This window comes from Cognatiluteimonas weifangensis, assembly GCF_003416885.1.
GTDB classification, from domain to species: domain Bacteria; phylum Pseudomonadota; class Gammaproteobacteria; order Xanthomonadales; family Xanthomonadaceae; genus Cognatiluteimonas; species Cognatiluteimonas weifangensis.
Map to the genome: position 1 here is coordinate 162,802 of NZ_QVPD01000003.1, position 19,317 is coordinate 182,118.

General features: G+C 69.9%; 14 protein-coding genes and 1 pseudogene. All 15 read left to right on the plus strand.

The genetic code is table 11. The features are described 5' to 3' along the window. The 15 genes and pseudogenes from fic to D0Y53_RS04170 all read left to right on the plus strand — a co-directional run bounded on the left by fic (position 1) and on the right by D0Y53_RS04170 (position 19,305). Positions 1 to 1,119 carry a protein adenylyltransferase Fic gene (gene fic / locus D0Y53_RS04095; RefSeq protein ID WP_117201931.1) on the plus strand — a complete coding sequence of 373 codons (1,119 nt, stop codon included), beginning with the start codon at positions 1 to 3 and terminating at the stop codon, positions 1,117 to 1,119. After that, positions 1,116 to 2,741: a site-specific DNA-methyltransferase gene (locus D0Y53_RS04100; protein WP_117202066.1), complete on the plus strand. Its 1,626-nt coding sequence runs from the start codon at positions 1,116 to 1,118 to the stop codon at positions 2,739 to 2,741. Before fic ends, D0Y53_RS04100 begins: the two co-directional genes overlap by 4 nt. A gap of 1 nt (position 2,742) precedes the next feature. Next, complete coding sequence (locus D0Y53_RS04105) at positions 2,743 to 5,244, plus strand: DEAD/DEAH box helicase (RefSeq protein ID WP_117201932.1); 2,502 nt, start codon at positions 2,743 to 2,745, stop codon at positions 5,242 to 5,244. Next, complete coding sequence (locus D0Y53_RS04110; RefSeq protein ID WP_117201933.1) at positions 5,241 to 6,203, plus strand: alpha/beta fold hydrolase; 963 nt, start codon at positions 5,241 to 5,243, stop codon at positions 6,201 to 6,203. The genes D0Y53_RS04105 and D0Y53_RS04110 overlap by 4 nt, the downstream gene beginning before the upstream one ends. Positions 6,204 to 6,306: 103 nt before the next feature. Further along, positions 6,307 to 7,983 (plus strand): annotated as a pseudogene (locus D0Y53_RS13020) (fatty acid CoA ligase family protein); the annotation flags it as partial. Between the two features lie 271 nt (positions 7,984 to 8,254). Next, positions 8,255 to 8,641, plus strand: coding sequence for an endonuclease domain-containing protein (locus tag D0Y53_RS04125; protein WP_117201934.1), 387 nt, complete (start codon positions 8,255 to 8,257; stop codon positions 8,639 to 8,641). Further along, the gene (gene oleD / locus D0Y53_RS04130) at positions 8,638 to 9,627 is read left to right on the plus strand and encodes a 2-alkyl-3-oxoalkanoate reductase (RefSeq protein ID WP_117201935.1); all 990 of its coding nucleotides are present in this window, start codon (positions 8,638 to 8,640) and stop codon (positions 9,625 to 9,627) included. The genes D0Y53_RS04125 and oleD overlap by 4 nt, the downstream gene beginning before the upstream one ends. A gap of 318 nt (positions 9,628 to 9,945) precedes the next feature. After that, complete coding sequence (locus tag D0Y53_RS04135) at positions 9,946 to 10,608, plus strand: ubiquinone biosynthesis accessory factor UbiJ (protein ID WP_117201936.1); 663 nt, start codon at positions 9,946 to 9,948, stop codon at positions 10,606 to 10,608. Then, the gene (gene ubiB / locus D0Y53_RS04140) at positions 10,605 to 12,281 is read left to right on the plus strand and encodes a ubiquinone biosynthesis regulatory protein kinase UbiB (RefSeq protein ID WP_117201937.1); all 1,677 of its coding nucleotides are present in this window, start codon (positions 10,605 to 10,607) and stop codon (positions 12,279 to 12,281) included. The genes D0Y53_RS04135 and ubiB overlap by 4 nt, the downstream gene beginning before the upstream one ends. Positions 12,282 to 12,407: 126 nt before the next feature. Next, entirely contained in the window at positions 12,408 to 12,821 is a 414-nt protein-coding gene (arfB, locus tag D0Y53_RS04145) for an alternative ribosome rescue aminoacyl-tRNA hydrolase ArfB (protein ID WP_117201938.1), read from the plus strand. A gap of 11 nt (positions 12,822 to 12,832) precedes the next feature. Continuing rightward, on the plus strand, positions 12,833 to 13,438 hold the full coding sequence (locus tag D0Y53_RS04150) for a lysophospholipid acyltransferase family protein (RefSeq protein WP_117201939.1): 606 nt from the start codon (positions 12,833 to 12,835) through the stop codon (positions 13,436 to 13,438). A gap of 118 nt (positions 13,439 to 13,556) precedes the next feature. Beyond that, the gene (locus tag D0Y53_RS04155) at positions 13,557 to 14,585 is read left to right on the plus strand and encodes an NAD-dependent epimerase/dehydratase family protein (RefSeq protein ID WP_117201940.1); all 1,029 of its coding nucleotides are present in this window, start codon (positions 13,557 to 13,559) and stop codon (positions 14,583 to 14,585) included. Next, positions 14,539 to 15,918: a glycosyltransferase family 2 protein gene (locus D0Y53_RS04160; protein ID WP_117201941.1), complete on the plus strand. Its 1,380-nt coding sequence runs from the start codon at positions 14,539 to 14,541 to the stop codon at positions 15,916 to 15,918. Before D0Y53_RS04155 ends, D0Y53_RS04160 begins: the two co-directional genes overlap by 47 nt. Beyond that, positions 15,915 to 17,321, plus strand: a complete 1,407-nt coding sequence (locus D0Y53_RS04165) for a tetratricopeptide repeat protein (RefSeq protein WP_117201942.1) — start codon at positions 15,915 to 15,917, stop codon at positions 17,319 to 17,321. Before D0Y53_RS04160 ends, D0Y53_RS04165 begins: the two co-directional genes overlap by 4 nt. Before the next feature lie 34 nt (positions 17,322 to 17,355). Further along, the gene (locus D0Y53_RS04170) at positions 17,356 to 19,305 is read left to right on the plus strand and encodes an acyltransferase family protein (protein WP_158550568.1); all 1,950 of its coding nucleotides are present in this window, start codon (positions 17,356 to 17,358) and stop codon (positions 19,303 to 19,305) included. Positions 19,306 to 19,317 lie beyond the last annotated feature (12 nt).

Genomic DNA, 19,317 nt, shown 5'->3' on the forward strand with positions numbered 1-19,317 from the left:
ATGGACCCCAGGCACCCGTACAACGACCTGCCGCTCCTCCCGCCGCCCGTCGAGCTCGAAACGCGCGACTTGCTGAAGGCCTGCATCGACGCCCACAAGGCCCTGGCCTCGCTCCGCCAGGCCACCGGCCACCTGCCCAACCCTTCGGTCCTGATCAACACCATCCCGATCCTGGAAGCGCAGGCCAGCTCCGAGATCGAGAACATCGTCACCACCACCGACGAGTTGTTCCGCCACGCCGCAAACGCGGACGCCGCGACTCCCGCAACCCGGGAAGCGCTGCGCTACCGGACCGCCCTCCACGAAGGCTTCCAGGCGCTGTCCACAAGACCGCTGTCCACGAATACGGCGGAAATCGTCTGCAGCCGCATCAAGAACGTGGAAATGCGGGTACGACGGGTGCCCGGCACCGCGCTCGCCAACCAGCAGACCGGGGAAGTGATCTACACCCCTCCAGTCGGAGAAGCGCTGCTGCGCGAGAAACTGGCCAACTGGGAGCGCTTCATCCATGACGAGCGCGGGATCGACCCGCTGATCCGGATGGCCGTGGCCCATTACCAGTTCGAGGCCATCCATCCCTTCACCGACGGCAACGGCCGCACCGGCCGCGTCATCAACCTGTTGATGCTGGTCGAGCAGGACCTGCTGGACCAGCCGGTGCTGTACCTGTCGCGCTACATCATCGAGCGCAAGGCCGACTACTACAGACTCCTGCTCGGCATCACCCGCGATGGCGCATGGGCCGAGTGGGTGGCCTACATGCTCGATGCGGTCGCCGACACCGCGCGCTGGACCTGCGCGAAGATCGAGGCCATCCGCAAACTGCACGGGCATGCCTGCGACTGGATCCGCCAGCAGCGGCCCAAGATCTACAGCCGCGAACTGGTGGACGTGCTGTTCAACCAGCCCTACAGCCGCATCCAGAACGTGGTGGATGCGGGGATCGCCAAACGCCAGACGGCCGCGCGCTACCTGCGCGAGCTCGTGGACATCGGCGTGCTGCAGGAGAGCCGCATGGGCAAGGAAATGCTGTTCCTGCACCCGGCCTATCTGCGCCTGCTCTCGGCGCGGGACCACGCGCCGCAACACTATGCATTGCCGACGCGGGTGGCGGGCTGATGGGGAACTACGACGACCTCGATCGCGCGACCCTCATCCGCCTGCTGCAGCGGCGCGATGCGGAACGCCAGCTGGGGCTGGTGTGGGAGCGCGACGAGATCGAGGCCGACAACGCGCTCAACGACGACTACGTCGCGCTCGAACTGGACCCGGCGCTCAGCCACGGCGGCGCGCCCTGGGACAACCTCATCGTCGAGGGCGACAACTTCGACGCCCTGCGCGCGCTGCGGGCCAGCCACAAGGGCGCGATCCGCTGCATCTACATCGACCCGCCCTACAACACCGGCAACCGCGACTTCGTCTACAACGACCGCTTCGTCGACAAGACCCACCGCTTCCGCCATTCGCTGTGGTTGGAGTTCATGTACCGTCGGCTGACGCTGGCCAGGGAGCTGCTGGCCGACGACGGCGTGATCTTCGTCAGCATCGACGACAACGAGCTGTTCCGACTCGGGATGCTGATGGATCGGGTGTTTGGGGAAAGCAACTGGATTCAGACGCTAATCTGGAAGAAATCTTACGGCGGTGGCGCAAAGACGAAGCATGTCGTCGGATTGCACGAATACGTATTGTGCTTCGCCAAACAGAAGGATCTGATCGAGAGGATTGAGCTTCCACCAGATCCGAAAGTCCTCAAGTACTACAAGTTGCGTGACGAGAAATTCGAGACACGTGGCCCATACCGCTTGCAGCCGTTGGCGACGAAAAGCATGGATACGCGGGAAAATCTTCGTTATTCGATTCCGTATAACGGCGAAGAGGTTTGGCCTGCCAAGCAATGGCAATGGTCGCGGGAGCGGACTATGGCTGCGCTTGCGGCTGACGAGTTGGTGTTCACGAAGAAAGGCGACGAGTGGACAGTCAACTACAAGCAGTATCTTCGAGATGGAGATGGCGCTGAGCGCGGATCGAAACCCTACTCGATCATCGAAGGGCCGTTTACGCAGGAAGGTACTAGCGAAATTCGGGACATTCTTGGCGACGGAAAAACATTCTCTTTTCCCAAGCCCGGTGGGTTGCTCGCGCATCTCATTTCGTACCTACCGAGCGACACATTGGTTCTGGATTTTTTTGCGGGCTCCGGCACCACCGCCCACGCCGTCGCCAAGCTCAATGCCGAAGACGGCGGCAGCCGCAAGTTCATTTTGGTCAGCAGCACCGAAGCCACCGAAGACCAGCCCGACAAGAACCTCTGCCGCGACGTCTGCGCGCAGCGCGTGCGCAAGGTGCTGGGCGGCTACACCAATGCCAAGGGCGAAGCGGTCGCCGGGCTGGGCGGCGGTTTCGCCTACCTGCGCGCGCGCCGTGTGCCCAGGCACCGGCTAACCCAGAAGCTCGACCACCCGGAAATCTGGAACGCGCTGCAGCTGCTGCATGCCTGCCCGCTGAGCGCATGGACGGGCGAGGGCTTCGCGGTCGAGGGGCAGGACGAGGCGGTCGCCTTTGCCTACCTGGCCAACGCCTACCCGGCCAGCGTCGCCCGCCTGCACGCTTGGCTGGCGACGCGCGGCGAGCGCCCGGCCGTGATCTACAGCTGGTCGCCCGAGCGTTACCGTACCGTCGGCTCGCCGCACGACTGGCGTCCCATCCCGCAACACCTGCGCGAACGCTTCGGACGCTGATATGCCCGCGACCCTCAAGAAGTTCCAGGAAACGGTCTGCAACGGCATCGTCGCGCGCCTGGACAACGTCCGCGCGCTGTACGCGCAACTGGCCAACGCCGCGCCGCAGCAGTTTGCCGACGCGCGCCGCAAGGACGCCGCGCTGGTGCTGCAGGCGCCCACCGGCGCGGGCAAGACCCTGCTCGCGGTGGAGGCCATGCGCCGCACCTCGGCGCAGGAGCGGGTGCTGTGGTTCTGGTTCGCGCCCTTCACCGGGCTGGTGGAGCAGTCGCGCCGGGTGATCGCTGCGCAGGCGCCGGAACTGGCGCTGCTCGACCTCGACAGCGACCGTCAGCTCGACGCTGTGCGCGGCGGCGGGGTGTTCGTCGTCACCTGGGCTTCGCTGGCTGCGCGCGATGCGGACAGCCGCCGCGCCCGCCAGTCTGGCGACGCGGGCCTGGCCATCGACACCGTGATCGCGCTTGCGCGCGAGGAGGGGCTGCGTATCGGTTGCGTGGTGGACGAGGCGCACCACAGCTTCCAGCGCGCCGCGCAGGCCCGCGCCTTCTTCAGCCAAGTGCTGCAGCCGGACTATGCGCTGCTGATGACCGCCACGCCGCGCGACGCCGACATGGCCGCGTTCGAGCGGGCGACGGGATATTACGTCGGTGAACCGGCGGACTGGGCTTCGGTCAGCCGCTTCGACGCGGTCGAGGCCGGCCTGCTCAAGCAGGGCGTGCGCATGGTCCGTTTCATCGCCCGCGATGGCGACACCGCGCAACTCGTCGATTTCGAGCATCTTGCGCTGCGCGAGTGCGCAGCCATGCACCGGCGAGCCCATGCCGAACTGCGGGCCATGAACATCGCGCTGACCCCGCTGATGCTGGTGCAGGTTCCGGATGGAAAGGCCGCACAGGAAGCCGCGCGTCGCTATCTGGTCGAGGAATTGGACTTCGATGCCGGCGCGGTGCGTGTGCACACCTCCGACGAGCCCGACCCGGACCTGCTTGCGCTGGCCCAGGATCCGACGGTGGAAGTGCTGATCTTCAAGATGGCGGTCGCCCTGGGCTTCGACGCGCCGCGTGCCTTCACCCTTGCTGCATTGCGTGGCGCCCGCGACGTGGACTTCGGCGTGCAGGTGATCGGTCGCATCGTGCGCCGGCACGCACTGCTGCAGGCGCGTACCGATCTGCCCGCGCTGCTCGACTATGGGTATGTCTTTCTCGCCAATTCGGAATCCCAGGAGGGGCTGCTGCAGGCAGGCGCGCAGATCAACACGCTGACCACGCAGGCGCCCGAACTGGGCACGCAGACCGTGGTGACCGTGATCGGGGATGCGGCCGAGGTGCAGGTGGTGCGTAGCGGCGAACCGCTGAGCCTGCTGGTGGATCGCGGCGGTGTCAGCCTGGTGGATACCACGGCGGCGGACGCGGCCCCCTTGCGGCGGGAAGGGAACATGGACGCCGCCCTGCAGGGCACGCCCTTTTCGGCGCTCGCAACCGCGGCCCAGGCACTGCTCGCCATTCAGGGCGGTGAGGGGGAAGCGCCGGCACGGGCCGAAGCCGGGCTGGTGTCGGCCTTCGCGCTCGCGCAGGACACGCTGTACCGCTATCCCCGCCGCGCGGACGGGCCCGCATCGCTGCGCGGCGAAAAAATGCCGGAGTTGCCGGTGGACTTCGAGGCGGGGCTGGCGGCGCACGTGGATTTCTCGCCGGAGGTAGTGGCCGATCGCCTGCGTCGCAAGGTGCAGGTGCAGCGCAGCGAGACCGGGCTGTTCGACGGAAAGGCGGTCGACGACGAGGGCATCGAAGACGTATGGGCGTCGCTGTCTCCCGCCGCCGTGGCCGAGCGTGCCGAGCAGATCCGCTTGCGTTTGCCGGAGGCCAACGACCGCGAACTTTACGAGCGGCTTATGGAGCGCTTCTTGCGCGCCGTCCGCGACTCCGGTGCGGATGTGCCCGATGACGACGAGGAGCGCATGCAGCAGCTAGATCTCGTGCTCGTGCGCCGCCAACATCTGCTGCGCGACGCGTATCGACGCATGCGCCTTGGGCTGGTGACGGATATCGACGTCCCGCTGCCAAGCGAGCTGACGAGCACCCAGCGACTCGCACCGGCGGCACGGGGCCTGTACGGCGTCTTCCCATCCGGCCTGAACGTCGATGAACAAGCCATCGCCGCGCTACTGGACGCGAGTCCGCAGGTACGCTGGTGGCACCGGAATCCGTCGAAGACCGGAGTCGGCCTGTATCGCTGGGATGAGGGCGACGGGTTCTATCCGGATTTTGTCGTTTGCCTTCATGAGCGCGCCGCACCCGGGATCGCGCTGCTCGAGCTGAAGGGCGAGCACCTGTGGGGCAAGGACAGCGAAGTGGACAAGGCGGCCGCAACACATCCGGAATATGGCGCTGTTTTCATGGTTGGGCGGAAGCGCGGCGAGCGCGACTTTGTCTTTCTGCGCGGGCTTGCCGGCAAGCTGCAGAGCGAAGGCGCCTTCAGCATCGACCGCCTGCGTTTCGCATGAACTTCCCCAACTACCCCTTCACCCCGCAGCGCTTCGAAGTGCGCCCCGGCATCGCGATGAGCTACCTCGACGAGGGCCCGCGCGACGGCGAGGTCGTCGTCATGCTGCACGGCAATCCGTCGTGGAGCTATTACTGGCGGCACCTGGTGCTGGGCTTGCGCGACCGCTACCGCTGCATCGTCCCGGACCACGTCGGTATGGGCCTGTCGGACAAGCCCGACGACGGCGGCGGCGTGCACCCGCCGCGCGCCGCGCAGGGCCGCGCCGGTGTCGCGGGGGACAGCAAGCCGGGAGCGACCTACGACTACACGCTGCAATCGCGCGTCGACGACCTGCAGGCGCTGCTGCGCCATGCCGGCATCGACGACGCCACGCCGGTGACGCTGGCGCTGCACGACTGGGGCGGGATGATCGGGTTCGGCTGGGCGCTGGCGCACGCGGCGCAGGTGCGGCGGTTGGTGATCCTCAACACCGCGGCGTTCCCGCTGCCGGCGGCCAAGCCGATGCCGTGGCAGCTGTCGCTGGGGCGCGATTCGCGGCTCGGCGGCTGGGCGATCCGGCGCTTCAACCTGTTCGCGCGCGGCGCGGCCTGGCTGGGCACGCGGCGGCGGCTGCCGGCCGCGGTGCGCCGCGCCTACATCGCGCCGTACCGCGGCTGGGGCAACGCGATCGCGACCCTGCGCTTCATGCAGGACATCCCGCTGCGCGCGGGCGATCCGGCGTGGGCGCTGGTGGCCGAGGCCGGGCGCCGGCTGCCCGCATTCGCCGACCGGCCGGCGTTCCTCGGCTGGGGCCTGCGCGATTTCGTCTTCGATCGGCATTTCCTCGACGGCTTCCGCCGCGCGCTGCCGCAGGCGCAGGTGCACGCGTTCGCCGATGCCGGGCATTACGTGCTGGAGGAGCGGCACGAGGTGCTGGTGCCGGAAATCCGCGCGTTCCTGGACGCGCATCCCGTCTAGCCGACGGCGCGTCCCACTGCGTTGCGGCCCGGCGCGCACGGCCGGCGCCGCGAACCCGCGCGCCACCGGCCGCTGCATGAGCGCCCGCGCCTACAATTCCCCCATGCCGGAACCCTGCAACATCGCCGCCGCGCTGCCGCGGCTGGCGCGCGAACGCCCCGACCAGGTGGCGCTGCGCTGTCCCGGGCGCCGCTCGTGGCGGGGCCTGGCGCGCTACGACGTCGCCCTGACCTGCGCGCAGCTGGACGCGCGCAGCGACGCCATCGCCGCCGGCCTGGCGCGGCGCGGGATCGGCCGCGGCAGCCGCACGGTGGTGATGCTGCGGCCCACGCCGGAGTTTTTCCTGGTCATGTTCGCGCTGTTCAAGGCCGGCGCGGTGCCGGTGCTGGTCGACCCCGGCATCGACAAGCGCGCGCTGCGGCAATGCCTGGACGAGGCGCAGGCGGACGCCTTCATCGGCGTGCCGCTGGCGCTGCTGGCGCGGGCGCTGCTGCGCTGGGCGCGGTCGGCGCGGCTGCGCATCGGCACCGGCGCGCGCCCGTGGCTGGCCGACGCCACCCTGGCGCAGGTCGAGCGCGAAGGCGCCGGCGCCGGCCCGCAGCTTGCGGACACGCAGCCCGAGGACGTCGCCGCGATCCTGTTCACGTCCGGCTCCACCGGCGTGCCCAAGGGCGTGGTCTATCGCCACCGCCATTTCCTCGCCCAGATCGACATGCTGCGCGCCGCGTTCGGGATCGCACCGGGCGCGGTCGACCTGCCGACGTTTCCGCCGTTCGCGCTGTTCGATCCCGCGCTCGGGCTGACCTCGGTCATCCCCGACATGGACCCCACGCGCCCGGCGCACGCCGACCCGCGCAAGCTGCTGCATGCGATTCGGCGCTTCGGCGTCGGCCAGCTGTTCGGCTCGCCGGCGCTGATGCGGGTGCTGGCCGAGCACGGCGAACCGCTGCCGACGCTGCGCCGGGTCACCTCCGCCGGCGCGCCCGTGCCCGCGGCGGTGGTCGCGCAAATGCGCGCGCTGCTGCCGGACGACGCGCAGTTCTGGACGCCCTACGGCGCCACCGAATGCCTGCCGGTGGCGGTGATCGAGGGCCGCGAGCTGGTCACGCTGCACGCGCGCACTGCGCAGGGTGCCGGCACTTGCGTCGGCCGCCCGGTGCCGCCCAACCAGGTCCGCATCATCCGCATCGACGACGCCGCGATCGCGCAGTGGTCCGACGACCTGCTGGCGCCGCCGGGGCGGGTCGGCGAGATCACCGTCGCCGGGCCGAGCGCGACCGACAGCTACTTCAACCGGGAGCAGGCGACCCGGCTGGCCAAGATCGTCGAGGAGGTACCCACCCCTCACCCTGCTTCGCTGCGCGAAGCGGTCCCTCCCCCCGCGATGCGGGGGGAGGGCGAAGCCGCCGCCGCGTCTCTCCACGCGATGCAGGGCGAAGCCGCCGTAGCCGTTCCTTCTCCCCGCGTGCGGGGAGAAGGTGCCCAACGGGCGGATGAGGGGCGCGCTTCCCGCCCTCTCTCCCCGATGCCGGGCGAAACCGACGCCGCCGCCGTTCCTTCTCCCCATATCGACGAGGTGCCGAAGGCGGATGCGGGGCGCGCTTCCCGTATCGTCCACCGCATGGGCGACCTGGGCTATTTCGATGCCGAAGGCCGGCTGTGGTTCTGCGGCCGCAAGTCGCAGCGCGTGGTGACGGCGGACACCACGCTGTGCACCGAGCAGGTCGAGCCGGTGTTCGACGCCCATCCGCAGGTGCGCCGCACCGCGCTGGTCGGCGTCGGCGCGCGCGGCGCGCAGCGCCCGGTGCTGTGCGTGGAACTGCGCAAGGGTGTGCCGCGCAGCGACCGCGCGCGCATCGCCGATGAGCTGCGCCACCTCGGCGAAGGCTTCGTGCACACGGCGCCGATTCGCACGATCCTGTTCCACCCCGGCTTCCCGGTCGACATCCGCCACAACGCCAAGATCGGCCGCGAAAAACTGGCGGCATGGGCGGCGCGACGGCTTGGCTCCTCCCCCTGCGTGCAGGGGGAGGCAGGGAGGGGGTAAAGCCTTGCGACAGATCCACACGCACGCGAGAACGCTGAGAACGCATGCGACCGATGCCGAACGCAAGCTGTGGCAGTCCCTGCGCGGCCGGCAGCTTTTCGGGTTCAAATTTCGCCGTCAATATCCAATTGCGGGGTATATCGCTGACTTCGCATGTCCCGAAGCTGGTCTGGTCATCGAACTGGACGGCGGACAGCACCTGGAGCAGACCGATTACGATGCCGAGCGGACCCGCAAACTGGCAGTGAATGGGTACCGCGTCATGCGCTTCTGGAACGACGATGTGTTGCTGAGGACGAAAGCCGTGCTCGATGAAGTCTGTCGGCAACTCGCACCCCACCCCAACCCTCCCCTGCGCGCAGGGGAGGGAGCTGGCGGCGATAGCCCGTGAACGTCCTCGTCACCGGCGGCGGCGGTTTCCTCGGCCAGGCGTTGTGCCGCGGGTTGGTCGCGCGCGGGCATGCGGTCGTGAGTTTCAACCGCGGCCATTACCCGGCGCTGGAGGCGCTGGGCGTGCGCCAGGTGCGCGGCGACCTGGCCGACCGCGACGCCGTCCTCGCCGCCGCGCAAGGCTGCGAGGCGGTGTTCCACAACGCCGCCAAGGCCGGCGCCTGGGGCAGCTACGCCAGCTACCACCGTGCCAACGTGCTCGGCACCGAGCATGTCATCGCCGCCTGCCGCGCGCACGGCATCGGCAAGCTGGTCTACACCTCCTCGCCCAGCGTCACCCACCGCGCCACCCATCCGGTCGCCGGCGGCACCGCCGAGAGCGTGCCCTACGGCACGCACCTGAAAGCGCCGTACGCGACGACCAAGCTGCTGGCGGAACAGGCGGTGCTGGCGGCCAACGACGCGGCCCTGGCCACCGTCGCGCTGCGCCCGCGCCTGATCTGGGGCCCGGGCGACAACCAGCTGCTGCCGCGGCTGGTCGCACGCGCCCGCGCCGGGCGCCTGCGCTTCGTCGGCGACGGCAGCAACGTGGTCGACACTACCTACATCGACAACGCCGCGCAGGCGCATTTCGACGCCTTCGACCGGCTCGCCCCGGGCGCGGCCTGCGCCGGCCGCGCCTACTTCATCAGCAACGGCGAACCCAAACCGATGCGCGAGATCGTCAACGGCCTGCTCGCCGCCGCCGGCGCGCCGGCAGTGACCGGGACCCTGCCGTTCGGCGTGGCCTACGCGATCGGCGCGGCCTGCGAGGCGGCGTGGACCCTGCTGCCGTTGCGCGGCGAACCGCCGTTGACGCGGTTCCTGGCCGAGCAGCTCAGCACTACGCATTGGTACGACATGGCCCCGGCGCAACGCGATCTGGGCTACGTGCCGCAGGTGACGATCGCCGAAGGCCTGGCGCGGCTGGCGGCAGCCTGCGCGTAGCCTTTTCCTTCTCCCCGCCCACGGGGAGAAGGTCGGCAGGAGAAACGATGGCAAGGGTGAGATCCTTCTCCCCGCGTGCGGGGAGAAGGTGCCGAAGGCGGATGAGGGGCCGGCGCAGCGACGTAACTCCGCGTCCCGTCGTTCGATCCGCGACCGAGCCACGCGACCGCGCCACGCACCCCTCACCCTGCTTCGCTGCGCGAAGCTGTCCCTCTCCCCGCTCCGCGGGGCGAGGGCGACAAGACGGCCGGGCCTCATGCCGTGCCCTCTCCCCGCTGCGCGGGGCGAGGGTGCCGGGTTCCGCCCTACAATGCCGCGATGACCGCATCGCCCTTCGACTGGAAGCCGCTGGCCGGACGCGCCCTGGAAGCCGCGCTCAACCGCGCGCTGGCGCTGGACCCGGAAACGCGCGCGGCGCTGGCGCCGCTGGCCGGCCGCAGCGTCGAGCTGGCGGTCGAGGCGCCACCGCTGGCGTTGCGGCTCACGGTCGAGGACGAGCGCCTGCGGGTGGGCCCGGTCGATCCCGGTAACGAACCCGACCTGGGCGTGCGTGCCACGCTGTCCGCACTGCTGGCCCAGCTCCCGCTGCTGCGGGGCGACGCGGGCCGGCGCGACGATGCGCCGCCGGTCGGGCGCATGCGCGTGTCCGGCGATGCCGAGCTCGCGCGCCGCCTGCAGCGGCTGGCCGAGCGCTTCGATCCCGACTGGCAGCAGCCGTTCGTCGCGGCGTTCGGCGACATCCTCGGCGTGCAGGTGGCCGACGCCGTCGCCGCCGGCTTGCGCGCGGCGCGCGACACCGGCCGCGAGCTGGCCGCGGCCGCGGCCGAATACCTCACCGAGGAATCGCGCGACGTGGTCCCGCGCGCCGAGCTCGACGCCTTCCACGACGCGGTCGACACCTTGCGCGACGATGCCGCGCGACTGGCGGCACGGGTCGCGAGCCTGCGCGCGGCGGCCGCCGACGCCGGAAGCGGCCGATGAGATCCGGCCTGCGCGCGCTGCGCATCGGCCGGGTGCTGCTGCGCTATCGCCTGGACGACCTGCTCGACGGCACCCCGGCGCAGCGCTGGCTGCAGCTGATGCGGCCGTTCGTGCCGCGCGCCGCGCGCGAGATCGCGGCGCAATCGCGCGGCGCGCGCCTGCGGCTGGCGCTGCAGGAGCTGGGGCCGATCTTCGTCAAGTTCGGACAGATCCTGTCGACCCGCCGCGACCTGGTGCCGGCGGACATCGCCGACGAGCTCACCTTGCTGCAGGACCGGGTCGCGCCGTTCGACGGCGACGTCGCGCGCGCGATCGTGGAACGGGCGCTGGCGCGGCCGGTGGCCGAGGCGTTCGCCGAGTTCGACATCGTGCCGCTGGCCTCGGCCTCGATCGCGCAGGTGCACGCGGCGACCTTGCCGGCGGCGGACGGCCGGCCGCCGCGCGAGGTGGTGGTCAAGGTGCTGCGCCCCGGGGTGGAGGCGCAGATCGCGCAGGACATCGCCCTGCTGCGCAGCATCGCCGCGCTGGTCGACCGCACCCATCCGGCCGCCGACAAGATCCGTCCGCGCGAGATCGTGGCCGAAATCCAGTCCACCCTCGCCGCCGAACTCGACCTGCAGCGCGAGGGCGCCAACGCCAGCGTGCTGCGCCGCAACTGGTCCGGCTCGCCGGACCTGTACGTGCCCGAGCCGATCTGGAGCCACACCGCCGAGCGCGTGCTGACCCTGGAGCGCGTGCGCGGCATCCCGTCCGACGACATCGCCGCGCTGGACGCCGCCGGCATCGACCGCAAGGCGCTGGCGGCCAAGGGCGTGCGCGTGTTCTACACACAGGTGTTCCGCGACAACTTCTTCCACGCCGACGCCCACGCCGGCAACATCTGGGTCGACGCCGACCCGGCGCGCAAGCTCGATCCGCGCTTCATCGCGCTGGACTTCGGGATCATGGGCCAGCTCTCCAGCGAGGACCAGTACTACCTCGCCGAGAACTTCATGGCGATCTTCAACAAGGACTACCGCCGCATCGCCGAGTTGCACGTGCAGGCGGGCTGGATGCCGGCGCACATCCGCATCGACGAGCTCGAGGCCGCGGCGCGCGCGGTGTGCGAGCCGTACTTCACCCGGCCGCTCTCCGAGATTTCGCTGGGCGAGGTGCTGCTGAAGCTGTTCCGCACCGCGCAGCGCCACGAGCTGACGATCCAGCCGCAGCTGATCCTGCTGCAGAAGACCTTGCTGAGCATCGAGGGCGTGGGCCGCCAGCTGGACCCGAAGATCGACATCTGGGCGGTGGCGCGGCCGGTGCTGGAGCAGATCCTGGTCGAGCGCTACAGCCCGCAGCGGCTGCTCGGCGAATTCCGCAAGCGCCTGCCGGAGCTGGTGACGCAGGCGCCGGAGATGCCGCGGCTGCTGCACGCCTGGTTCAGCCAGCAGGTGCAGGGCCGGCACGAGCTGCGCATGCACTCGCGCGACCTGGCCGAGCTGGCGCGCGCGGCGCGCGACGGCCAGCGCCGCACCGTGGCCGCGATCCTGGGCACCGGATTGCTGGTGGCGGCGGCGGTGCTGTACGGCCTGGAAGCCGGCGGCCCGCGCGTGTTCGGGGTGCCGGCGGCGGCCTGGATCGCCGGCCTCGGCGGCCTCTGGGCGCTGCTGGCGGCGTGGCCGCGCAAGCCGTGAACCTGCCTGCGCCGGCGGCCTGCCGCGGCGGCGCGCGCGGCTGAGTCCGCTGGCGGCACGGCGGTACGCGCCGGCGGCGTCCGCTGCGCGCGGTCGCCGCTCGCGCGGGCCCCTACAATCCACGCCATGCGGGTCGGGTCCCTCATCATCGACGACGACGAACTGGTCGAACGCTTCGTGCGCGCGGCCGGGCCGGGCGGGCAGAACGTCAACAAGGTCGCCACCGCGGTGGAGCTGCGCTTCGACGTCGCCCGCTCGCCGTCGCTGCCCGAGCCGGTGCGCGCGCGGCTGCTGGCGCGCCGCGACCGCCGGCTCACCGCCGACGGCGTGCTGGTGCTCGCCGCGCAGCGCTTCCGCACCCAGGAGCGCAACCGCGAGGACGCGCGCGCGCGGCTGGCAGCCTTCATCGAGGCCGGCTTGCATGCACCCAAGCCGCGGATCGCCACCCGCCCCGGCCGCGCGGCCAAGCAGCGCCGGCTGGACGCCAAGCGCGAACGCAGTACGATCAAGCAGGGACGCGGCCGCCGCGACTGGGACTGAACCACGCACGCATGACCGAGTCTGCCGACGACATCGTCCTGCCGCTGCCGCCGAACGCGCCACGGACCCCGCCCAATGCATTCGCCCGCTGGCTCGGCCGCAGCCTGCTGCGGCTGGGCGGCTGGCGCATGGTCGGCGCTTTCCCCGACATCCCCAAGCTGGTGCTGATCGGCGCGCCGCATTCCTCCAACTGGGACGGGATCTGGGGCTTCGCCGCCAAGCTCGCGCTCGGCCTGGACATCCGCATCCTCGGCAAGCACCAGCTGTTCTGGTGGCCGCTGGGCCCGCTGCTGCGCCGGCTCGGGGTGATCGCGGTGGATCGCAGCGCCGCCCGCGGCGTGGCCGAGCAGGCGGCGGCGCTGATCCGCCAGGCCGACAAATTCTGGTTCGGCTTGGCGCCCGAGGGCACCCGCAAGCCGGTCGCGCGCTGGAAGACCGGGTTCTGGAAAATCGCCAAGGCCGCCGACGTGCCGGTGCTGCCGGCCTATTTCCACTATCCCGACAAGGTGATCGGCATCGGCCCGCCGTTCACGCTGGGCGCGGACATGGACGCCGACATCGCCCGCATCCGCGCCTGGTACCGGCCGTGGCAGGGCCGCTACCACGGCACACCCTGAACCCCGCCGCTCCGGCCGGCGGCGATGGCCGGAATGGCACGCGAATTGCGTCTACGCTGCAGGAACATCGCCACATCCGGACGTGGCGCCGTCCGTTCGTTTTCAGGGGTAGGGGCTCGTGCATATCCTCATCACCGGTGGAGCCGGCTTCATCGGCTCGCATCTCGTCGACCTGCACCTGGCGTGCGGCGACCGCGTCCACGTCGTCGACGACCTGTCCACGGGCGTGCGCGCCAACCTCGCCGCGCACGAGGACAATCCCAATTTCCGCTTCGACCAGGCCGACGTGCTCACCTGGGACCGGCTCGAGCGCGTGGTCGGCTGGGCCGACCGCATCTACCACCTGGCCGCCGTGGTCGGCGTGTACCGGGTGATCGCCGAGCCGGCCAAGGTGCTGGCGACCAACATCGCGGGCTGCGAGCGCCTGCTGCGCGCGGCCAACGCCGGCGGCTGGAAGCCGCAGGTGGTGCTGGCCTCCAGCTCCGAGGTCTACGGCCACAACGACGAGCACATCCTGCGCGAGGACCAGGAGCTCACCGTCAGCACCCGTGCCGGCACCCGCTGGGGCTACTCGGTCAGCAAGATCGCCGACGAGGCGCTGGGGCTGGCCTACGCGCAGCGCTTCGGCATCCCGGCGGTGATCGCGCGCTTCTTCAACACCGTCGGCCCGCGCCAGGTCGGCCGCTACGGCATGGTGGTGCCGCGCTTCGTCGCCCAGGCGGTGCGCAACGAGCCGATCACCGTGTTCGGCGGCGGTGCGCAGACGCGCTCGTTCTGCGACGTGCGCGACACCGTGGTCGCGCTCGATGCGCTCGCCACCCGCGCCGGCCGCGACACCGTCACCGTCAACGTCGGCAACGACCGCGAAATCAGCATCCTGGAACTGGCGCAGCTGGTGATCGCGCGCGCCGGCAGCGACTCGTCGATCCGGCATGTGCCGCTGCTGGAGGCCTACGGCGAGGACTTCGAGGACATCCGCCGCCGCCGCCCGGACCTGTCCCGGCTGCGCGAGCTGACCGGCTTCCGCCACAACTACACACTGGAACAGACGATCGACGACCTGGTCGCCGCCGAACGCCTGCGCCTGCAAGGGGAGAAAGATGGCCACTGCACCCTGGTTCGTCCTCAGTCCGAACGCGTTGCTTAGCGCGATCGGGCTGCTGCGCGGACCCGACAAGACCGTTCCCACGCCCGCCGAGGACTGGCGCACCGCGGTGGTGGACGTGGTGATTCCCGCCTACAAGGAGGAGGACAACATCATCCACTGCCTCGCCTCGCTGGCGCGGCAGACGCTGCCCCCGCGCAACGTCATCCTGGTGGAGGACGGCTCCCGCGACCTGACCGTGCCGCGCGCGCGCGAGTACGCCGCCGCGGCCGGCCTGCACCTGACCGTGATCGAGCGCGCGGCCTCGATCGGCAAGACCCCGACGATCAAGCGCCAGTCGCGCGAGTTCGATTCCGACGTGGAGTTCATTCTCGACGGCGACACCTTCCTGGAGTCGCCCGACTACATCGAGCGCTGCGTGCAGGAGCTGTACCAGGGCATCGGCATCGCCAGCGCCTGCGGCACGATCCTGCCGATGCGGCCCAAGGACCGCCACGCGCTGGCGCAGACCCCGGAATTCCACCGCTGGCACGGCGCGCCGACCTACGACGACCCGCACAAGCATCGCGGCGCGCTGCATTCGCTGTGGTGGTGGGTCACCAACACCTACCGCGAATGCCTGTACCTGTTCCTGCAGCGCTTCGTCTACAAGGGGCAGATGGTGTTCTTCGGCAGCATCACCAACCCGGTGGGCTGCGCGGTCGCCTACCGGCGCAAGTACGTCAAGGACCTGTTCGACAAATACGAGCCGATCTTCGGCGACGACCTGACCAACTCCGAGGACATCTTCATCGGCTTCGCCCTCAACAACGAGGGCTACCGCAACATCCAGCTGCAGGACGTGCTGGCGCGTTCGGAGGAGCCGGAGGTGCAGCGGCTGCCGCGGCAGGTGTACCTGTGGTCGTCATCGTTCCTGCAGAGCTGCTACTACTTCGACGCGCTGCTGCGCACCCCGTTCAAGTCGCTCAAGCGCTGGCGCAAGCGCCGCCAGGAGAAGCAGAGCGGGGTCGAGGAGCTGCGCCGGATCAAGGAGCAGTACCGGCAACCGTTCGGCGAGCAGTACACGCGCGAGTACGGGCGCCCGATCGGCTGGGCGATGTTCCTGTCGGCGGTGGAGAAGGTCGGTTTCCCGACCGCGCTGATCGTCATGCTGATCCTGCGCATGTGGGAACCGCTGGCGGTGACCCTGATCGCCGAACTGCTGGTGTCGCTGTCGGTGCTGGTGGTGGTCGCGCGCGGTGCGCGCATCGCGACCCTGCTCAAGGGCATCGCGATCACGCCGCTGCGCTACACGCTGATGGTGGCGGACACTTACACGATGGCGCGTTTCGCCGTCGACCTGTGGCTGACGGGGAACCGCAAATGGCGCAAATGACACGACTCGCCTGGCTGATCGGGGCGCTGTTGGCGGCGCCGGTCGTCGCTGCGGCGCAGACGCCCGCCGAGCAGTCGCTCGATGCGCAGGCGCGGGCCCTGATGTGGGCCGGCGACGCGAACACCGCGACCCGCATGATGCGGGAATACGTGGCCAACCACCCGGAAGACCAGGCCGCGACGCTCGACCTCGCACGCTACCTCACCTGGGCCGGCGATTACGCGGGCGCCAAGCGCGTGCTCGACGCGAACCCGGCCGCCGCGCAGAGCGCCGACGGCCAGGTCGTGCTGGCGGCGGTGCTGGCCTGGGCCGGACGCATCCGCGAAGCGCAGGCGGCGAACGCGGCGCCACTGGCCGCCGACCCGGAGGGGTTGCTGCCCAACTACACCCAGGCCGTCGCCCTGCGCCAGGCCGCGCGGCCACGTGCAGCGCTGCCCTACGTCGAGGCGGTGAAGCGCGCCAAGCCCGACAGCAAGGACGCGCTCGATCTCGAACGCGCGGTGCGGATCCACACCGATTCGTTCGTCGCCCTCGATTACCAGTACGCCACCGATTCCGACGACCTGGTCCGTTCGCAGCCGAGCCTGCGCGCGGAAATCGGCCAGGGCGAGGCGTTGCGCTGGACCATGGAACTGGGGCGATGGGATCATCGCTCGCCGCTGTCGAGCCCGTTCGCCAGCACCGCCGGGGGCCGTTCGATCGACGAGAGCCGCGGTCTGTTCGGCGTGCGCTACGCGCCGTCGCTCTACACCGAGTTCAGCGCTGCCGTCGGACATTCCGCCATCGACGGCGACGGACTCATGCTGTGGCGGCTGGGGCTGGACCATCGCTTCAGCGACAGCTTCCGGCTGGACCTGCAGGCCGACCAGGACCGCGTCGCCGCGTCGCCGCGTTCGGTCTCGCTGGGCCTGGACCGTACCGGCCTCGCCGGTCACGCGCACTGGACGCCGGACTTCAACTGGACCGGCGACCTGTGGCTGCGCCGCGACCACTACAGCGACGGCAACGATGCCGTGGAATGGAACGCCGCGCTCCGACGCGCGGTAGTGCGCAAGCCGCACTTCATGCTCGACCTGGGCGCGACCGTGCAGCACCTGTCGTTCGACGACAACCCGGGCAACGGCTACTACGCGCCGGACAACTACCGCCGTTACGCGCTGACCGGCTTCAGCTACATCGGCATCAGCGACAACGTCGGGCTGTCGCTGCAGGCGGGACTCGGGCGCCAGCGGGACGAGACATTCACCGCGTGGCGACGGGCCAACGACATCAGCGCCCAGCTGTTCTTCGGCATCCTCTCGCCGTGGCAGCTGAGCCTGAATGCCGGATACAGCGAGCGGGTACAGAACACCGGTGCGTACGAAGGCCATACCTGGGGCGTCACCCTGACCCATCGTTTCTGAGCGGGCTGCCGGATCGGGGCGTGCGGGTGCAGACGTGAAGACGTTCCGGACCGACATCCAGGCGCTGCGCGGACTGGCCGTGCTGCTGGTCATCCTGCAGCACGCCCGCGCCGATTTCATCGGCGCGGGCTACCTCGGCGTCGACATCTTCTTCGTGATCTCCGGTTACCTGATCACGGGGATGCTGGCCAAGGACATCGGGCGCGGCAGCTTCCGCTTCGCCTCCTTCTACTTCCGGCGCGCCAAGCGGCTGCTACCGGCTGCTTATGTCACTTTCGCAGCGACCGCGCTGGCGGCGTTCTTCGTGCTCGACGCCAGCGAGTGGCGGGACTTTACCCGGCAGCTCGCCGGTGCGGTGAGCTTCACCGGCAACTTCGTGCTGCTGCACCAGACTGGTTACTTCGAGGGTGCCGCCGCACTCAAGCCGCTGCTGCATGTGTGGTCGCTAGCGATCGAGGAGCAGTACTACCTGCTGCTGCCCGCGGCGATGGCATTGGTGCCGCGGCGGTTCTGGTTCGTCGGCAACCTGCTGCTGCTCGGCGCCAGCTTCGCGCTGTGCGCGGCCTGGGCCTTCGCGCGCCCGGAGGCGGCGTTCTACCTGCTGCCCACGCGCATCTGGGAACTGGCGATCGGGTCGCTGGCGGCCTTGGGGACGGTACGCAGCGACGTGTTGCGCGCATGGATCGCGCGCCTGTTCCTGCCGGCGCTGGCAGCGCTGGTCGCGATTCCGGTCTGGCCCGTGCCGGGGCCGGACTTCGTCAACATCGCCATCGTCTGCGTGGCGACGCTGCTGGTGATCGTGCGCCGGCACGACGCACTGCAGGATCGTCCGATTCCCGATGCGCTGGCCAAGGTTGGCGATGCCTCGTATTCGCTGTATCTGGTGCACTGGCCGGTCTTCGCCCTGCTCAACAACGTGTACGCAGGCGATCCGTCGTTCGGCGAGCCGGGGCCGGAAGTACTTGCGGCTGCGACCGTGACGGCGCTGTTGCTGGGCTTTGCCCTGTACCGCTATGTCGAGCGGCCGGTGCGCCAGCTCGAGTTTCGTTACCCGCGGCGCTGGATGGCGGCGGCGGTCGGCGCTTCGCTGTGCCTGGCGCTGGTGCCGTTTACCATCGCCGCCCGCACCAGCACCCGACAGGCCAGCGGGCCGGCGGTCGATTACGCGTGGCTGCGCCGCGACAACGTCGGCTTCGATGACGTTTGCGATGGTTACCGGCGGCTGGAATACACCCAGCGCTGCAGCAATGCGCGGCAGCCGACGACGCTGGTCTGGGGCGATTCGTTCGCCATGCACCTGGTGCCCGGGTTGGCGGCGACGATGCGCGGCGGCATCCTGCAGGCGACCAAGAGCGCATGCGGCCCGCTGCTGGGGCTCGCCCAGATCCATCAGGAATACACCCGCGAGTTCGCCGAGCGCTGTCTCACCTTCAACGACTCGGTGATCGCGCACCTCGCCGCGCACCCGGAAATCCGCACTGTCGTGCTGTCCAGCCCGTTTTACGAGTATTTCGATCCGGCGCGACGGATGCTGCACGTGGTCGACGGCCACGCCCGGATCGTCGAGCCGGACGCGGCGATGGCGCTGGATGCCCTGGTCGCCACGATCGCCCGGATCCGCACGCTGGGCAGGCGCGTGGCCATCGTCGCTCCACCGCCGAGCACCGGCTTCGACTACAGCCACTGCCTGGAACGCAAAGCGCGCAACCGCACGCTGTTCGGCAGGTTCATCGACTGCAATATCCCCGTGGCGCAATACCATGCGAGCAAGCACGAGGTTTTCGCCTTCCTGCAGCAGGTGCGCACGCGTGCCGACGTCGAGGTCGTGTCCTTCGACCCATTCCTGTGCGACGAAAAGGAATGCCGGACCGAACTCGGGGGCACCTTCCTGTACCGCGACGAGGGGCATCTTTCGAACGACGGGTCCGTCGCCCTGGCCAAGGCCATGCACCTGGATGCGCTGATCGCGCAGGCGGCGAAGTAAGGCGCCGCCGCC

Coding starts and splice junctions, on each gene's coding strand:
- arfB (WP_117201938.1), top strand. CDS start 12,408: ATGCGGGTCGGGTCCCTCATCATCGACGACGACGAACTGGTCGAACGC.
- ubiB (WP_117201937.1), top strand. CDS start 10,605: ATGAGATCCGGCCTGCGCGCGCTGCGCATCGGCCGGGTGCTGCTGCGC.
- D0Y53_RS04105 (WP_117201932.1), top strand. CDS start 2,743: ATGCCCGCGACCCTCAAGAAGTTCCAGGAAACGGTCTGCAACGGCATC.
- D0Y53_RS04110 (WP_117201933.1), top strand. CDS start 5,241: ATGAACTTCCCCAACTACCCCTTCACCCCGCAGCGCTTCGAAGTGCGC.
- D0Y53_RS04165 (WP_117201942.1), top strand. CDS start 15,915: ATGACACGACTCGCCTGGCTGATCGGGGCGCTGTTGGCGGCGCCGGTC.
- fic (WP_117201931.1), top strand. CDS start 1: ATGGACCCCAGGCACCCGTACAACGACCTGCCGCTCCTCCCGCCGCCC.
- D0Y53_RS04135 (WP_117201936.1), top strand. CDS start 9,946: ATGACCGCATCGCCCTTCGACTGGAAGCCGCTGGCCGGACGCGCCCTG.
- D0Y53_RS04160 (WP_117201941.1), top strand. CDS start 14,539: ATGGCCACTGCACCCTGGTTCGTCCTCAGTCCGAACGCGTTGCTTAGC.
- D0Y53_RS04150 (WP_117201939.1), top strand. CDS start 12,833: ATGACCGAGTCTGCCGACGACATCGTCCTGCCGCTGCCGCCGAACGCG.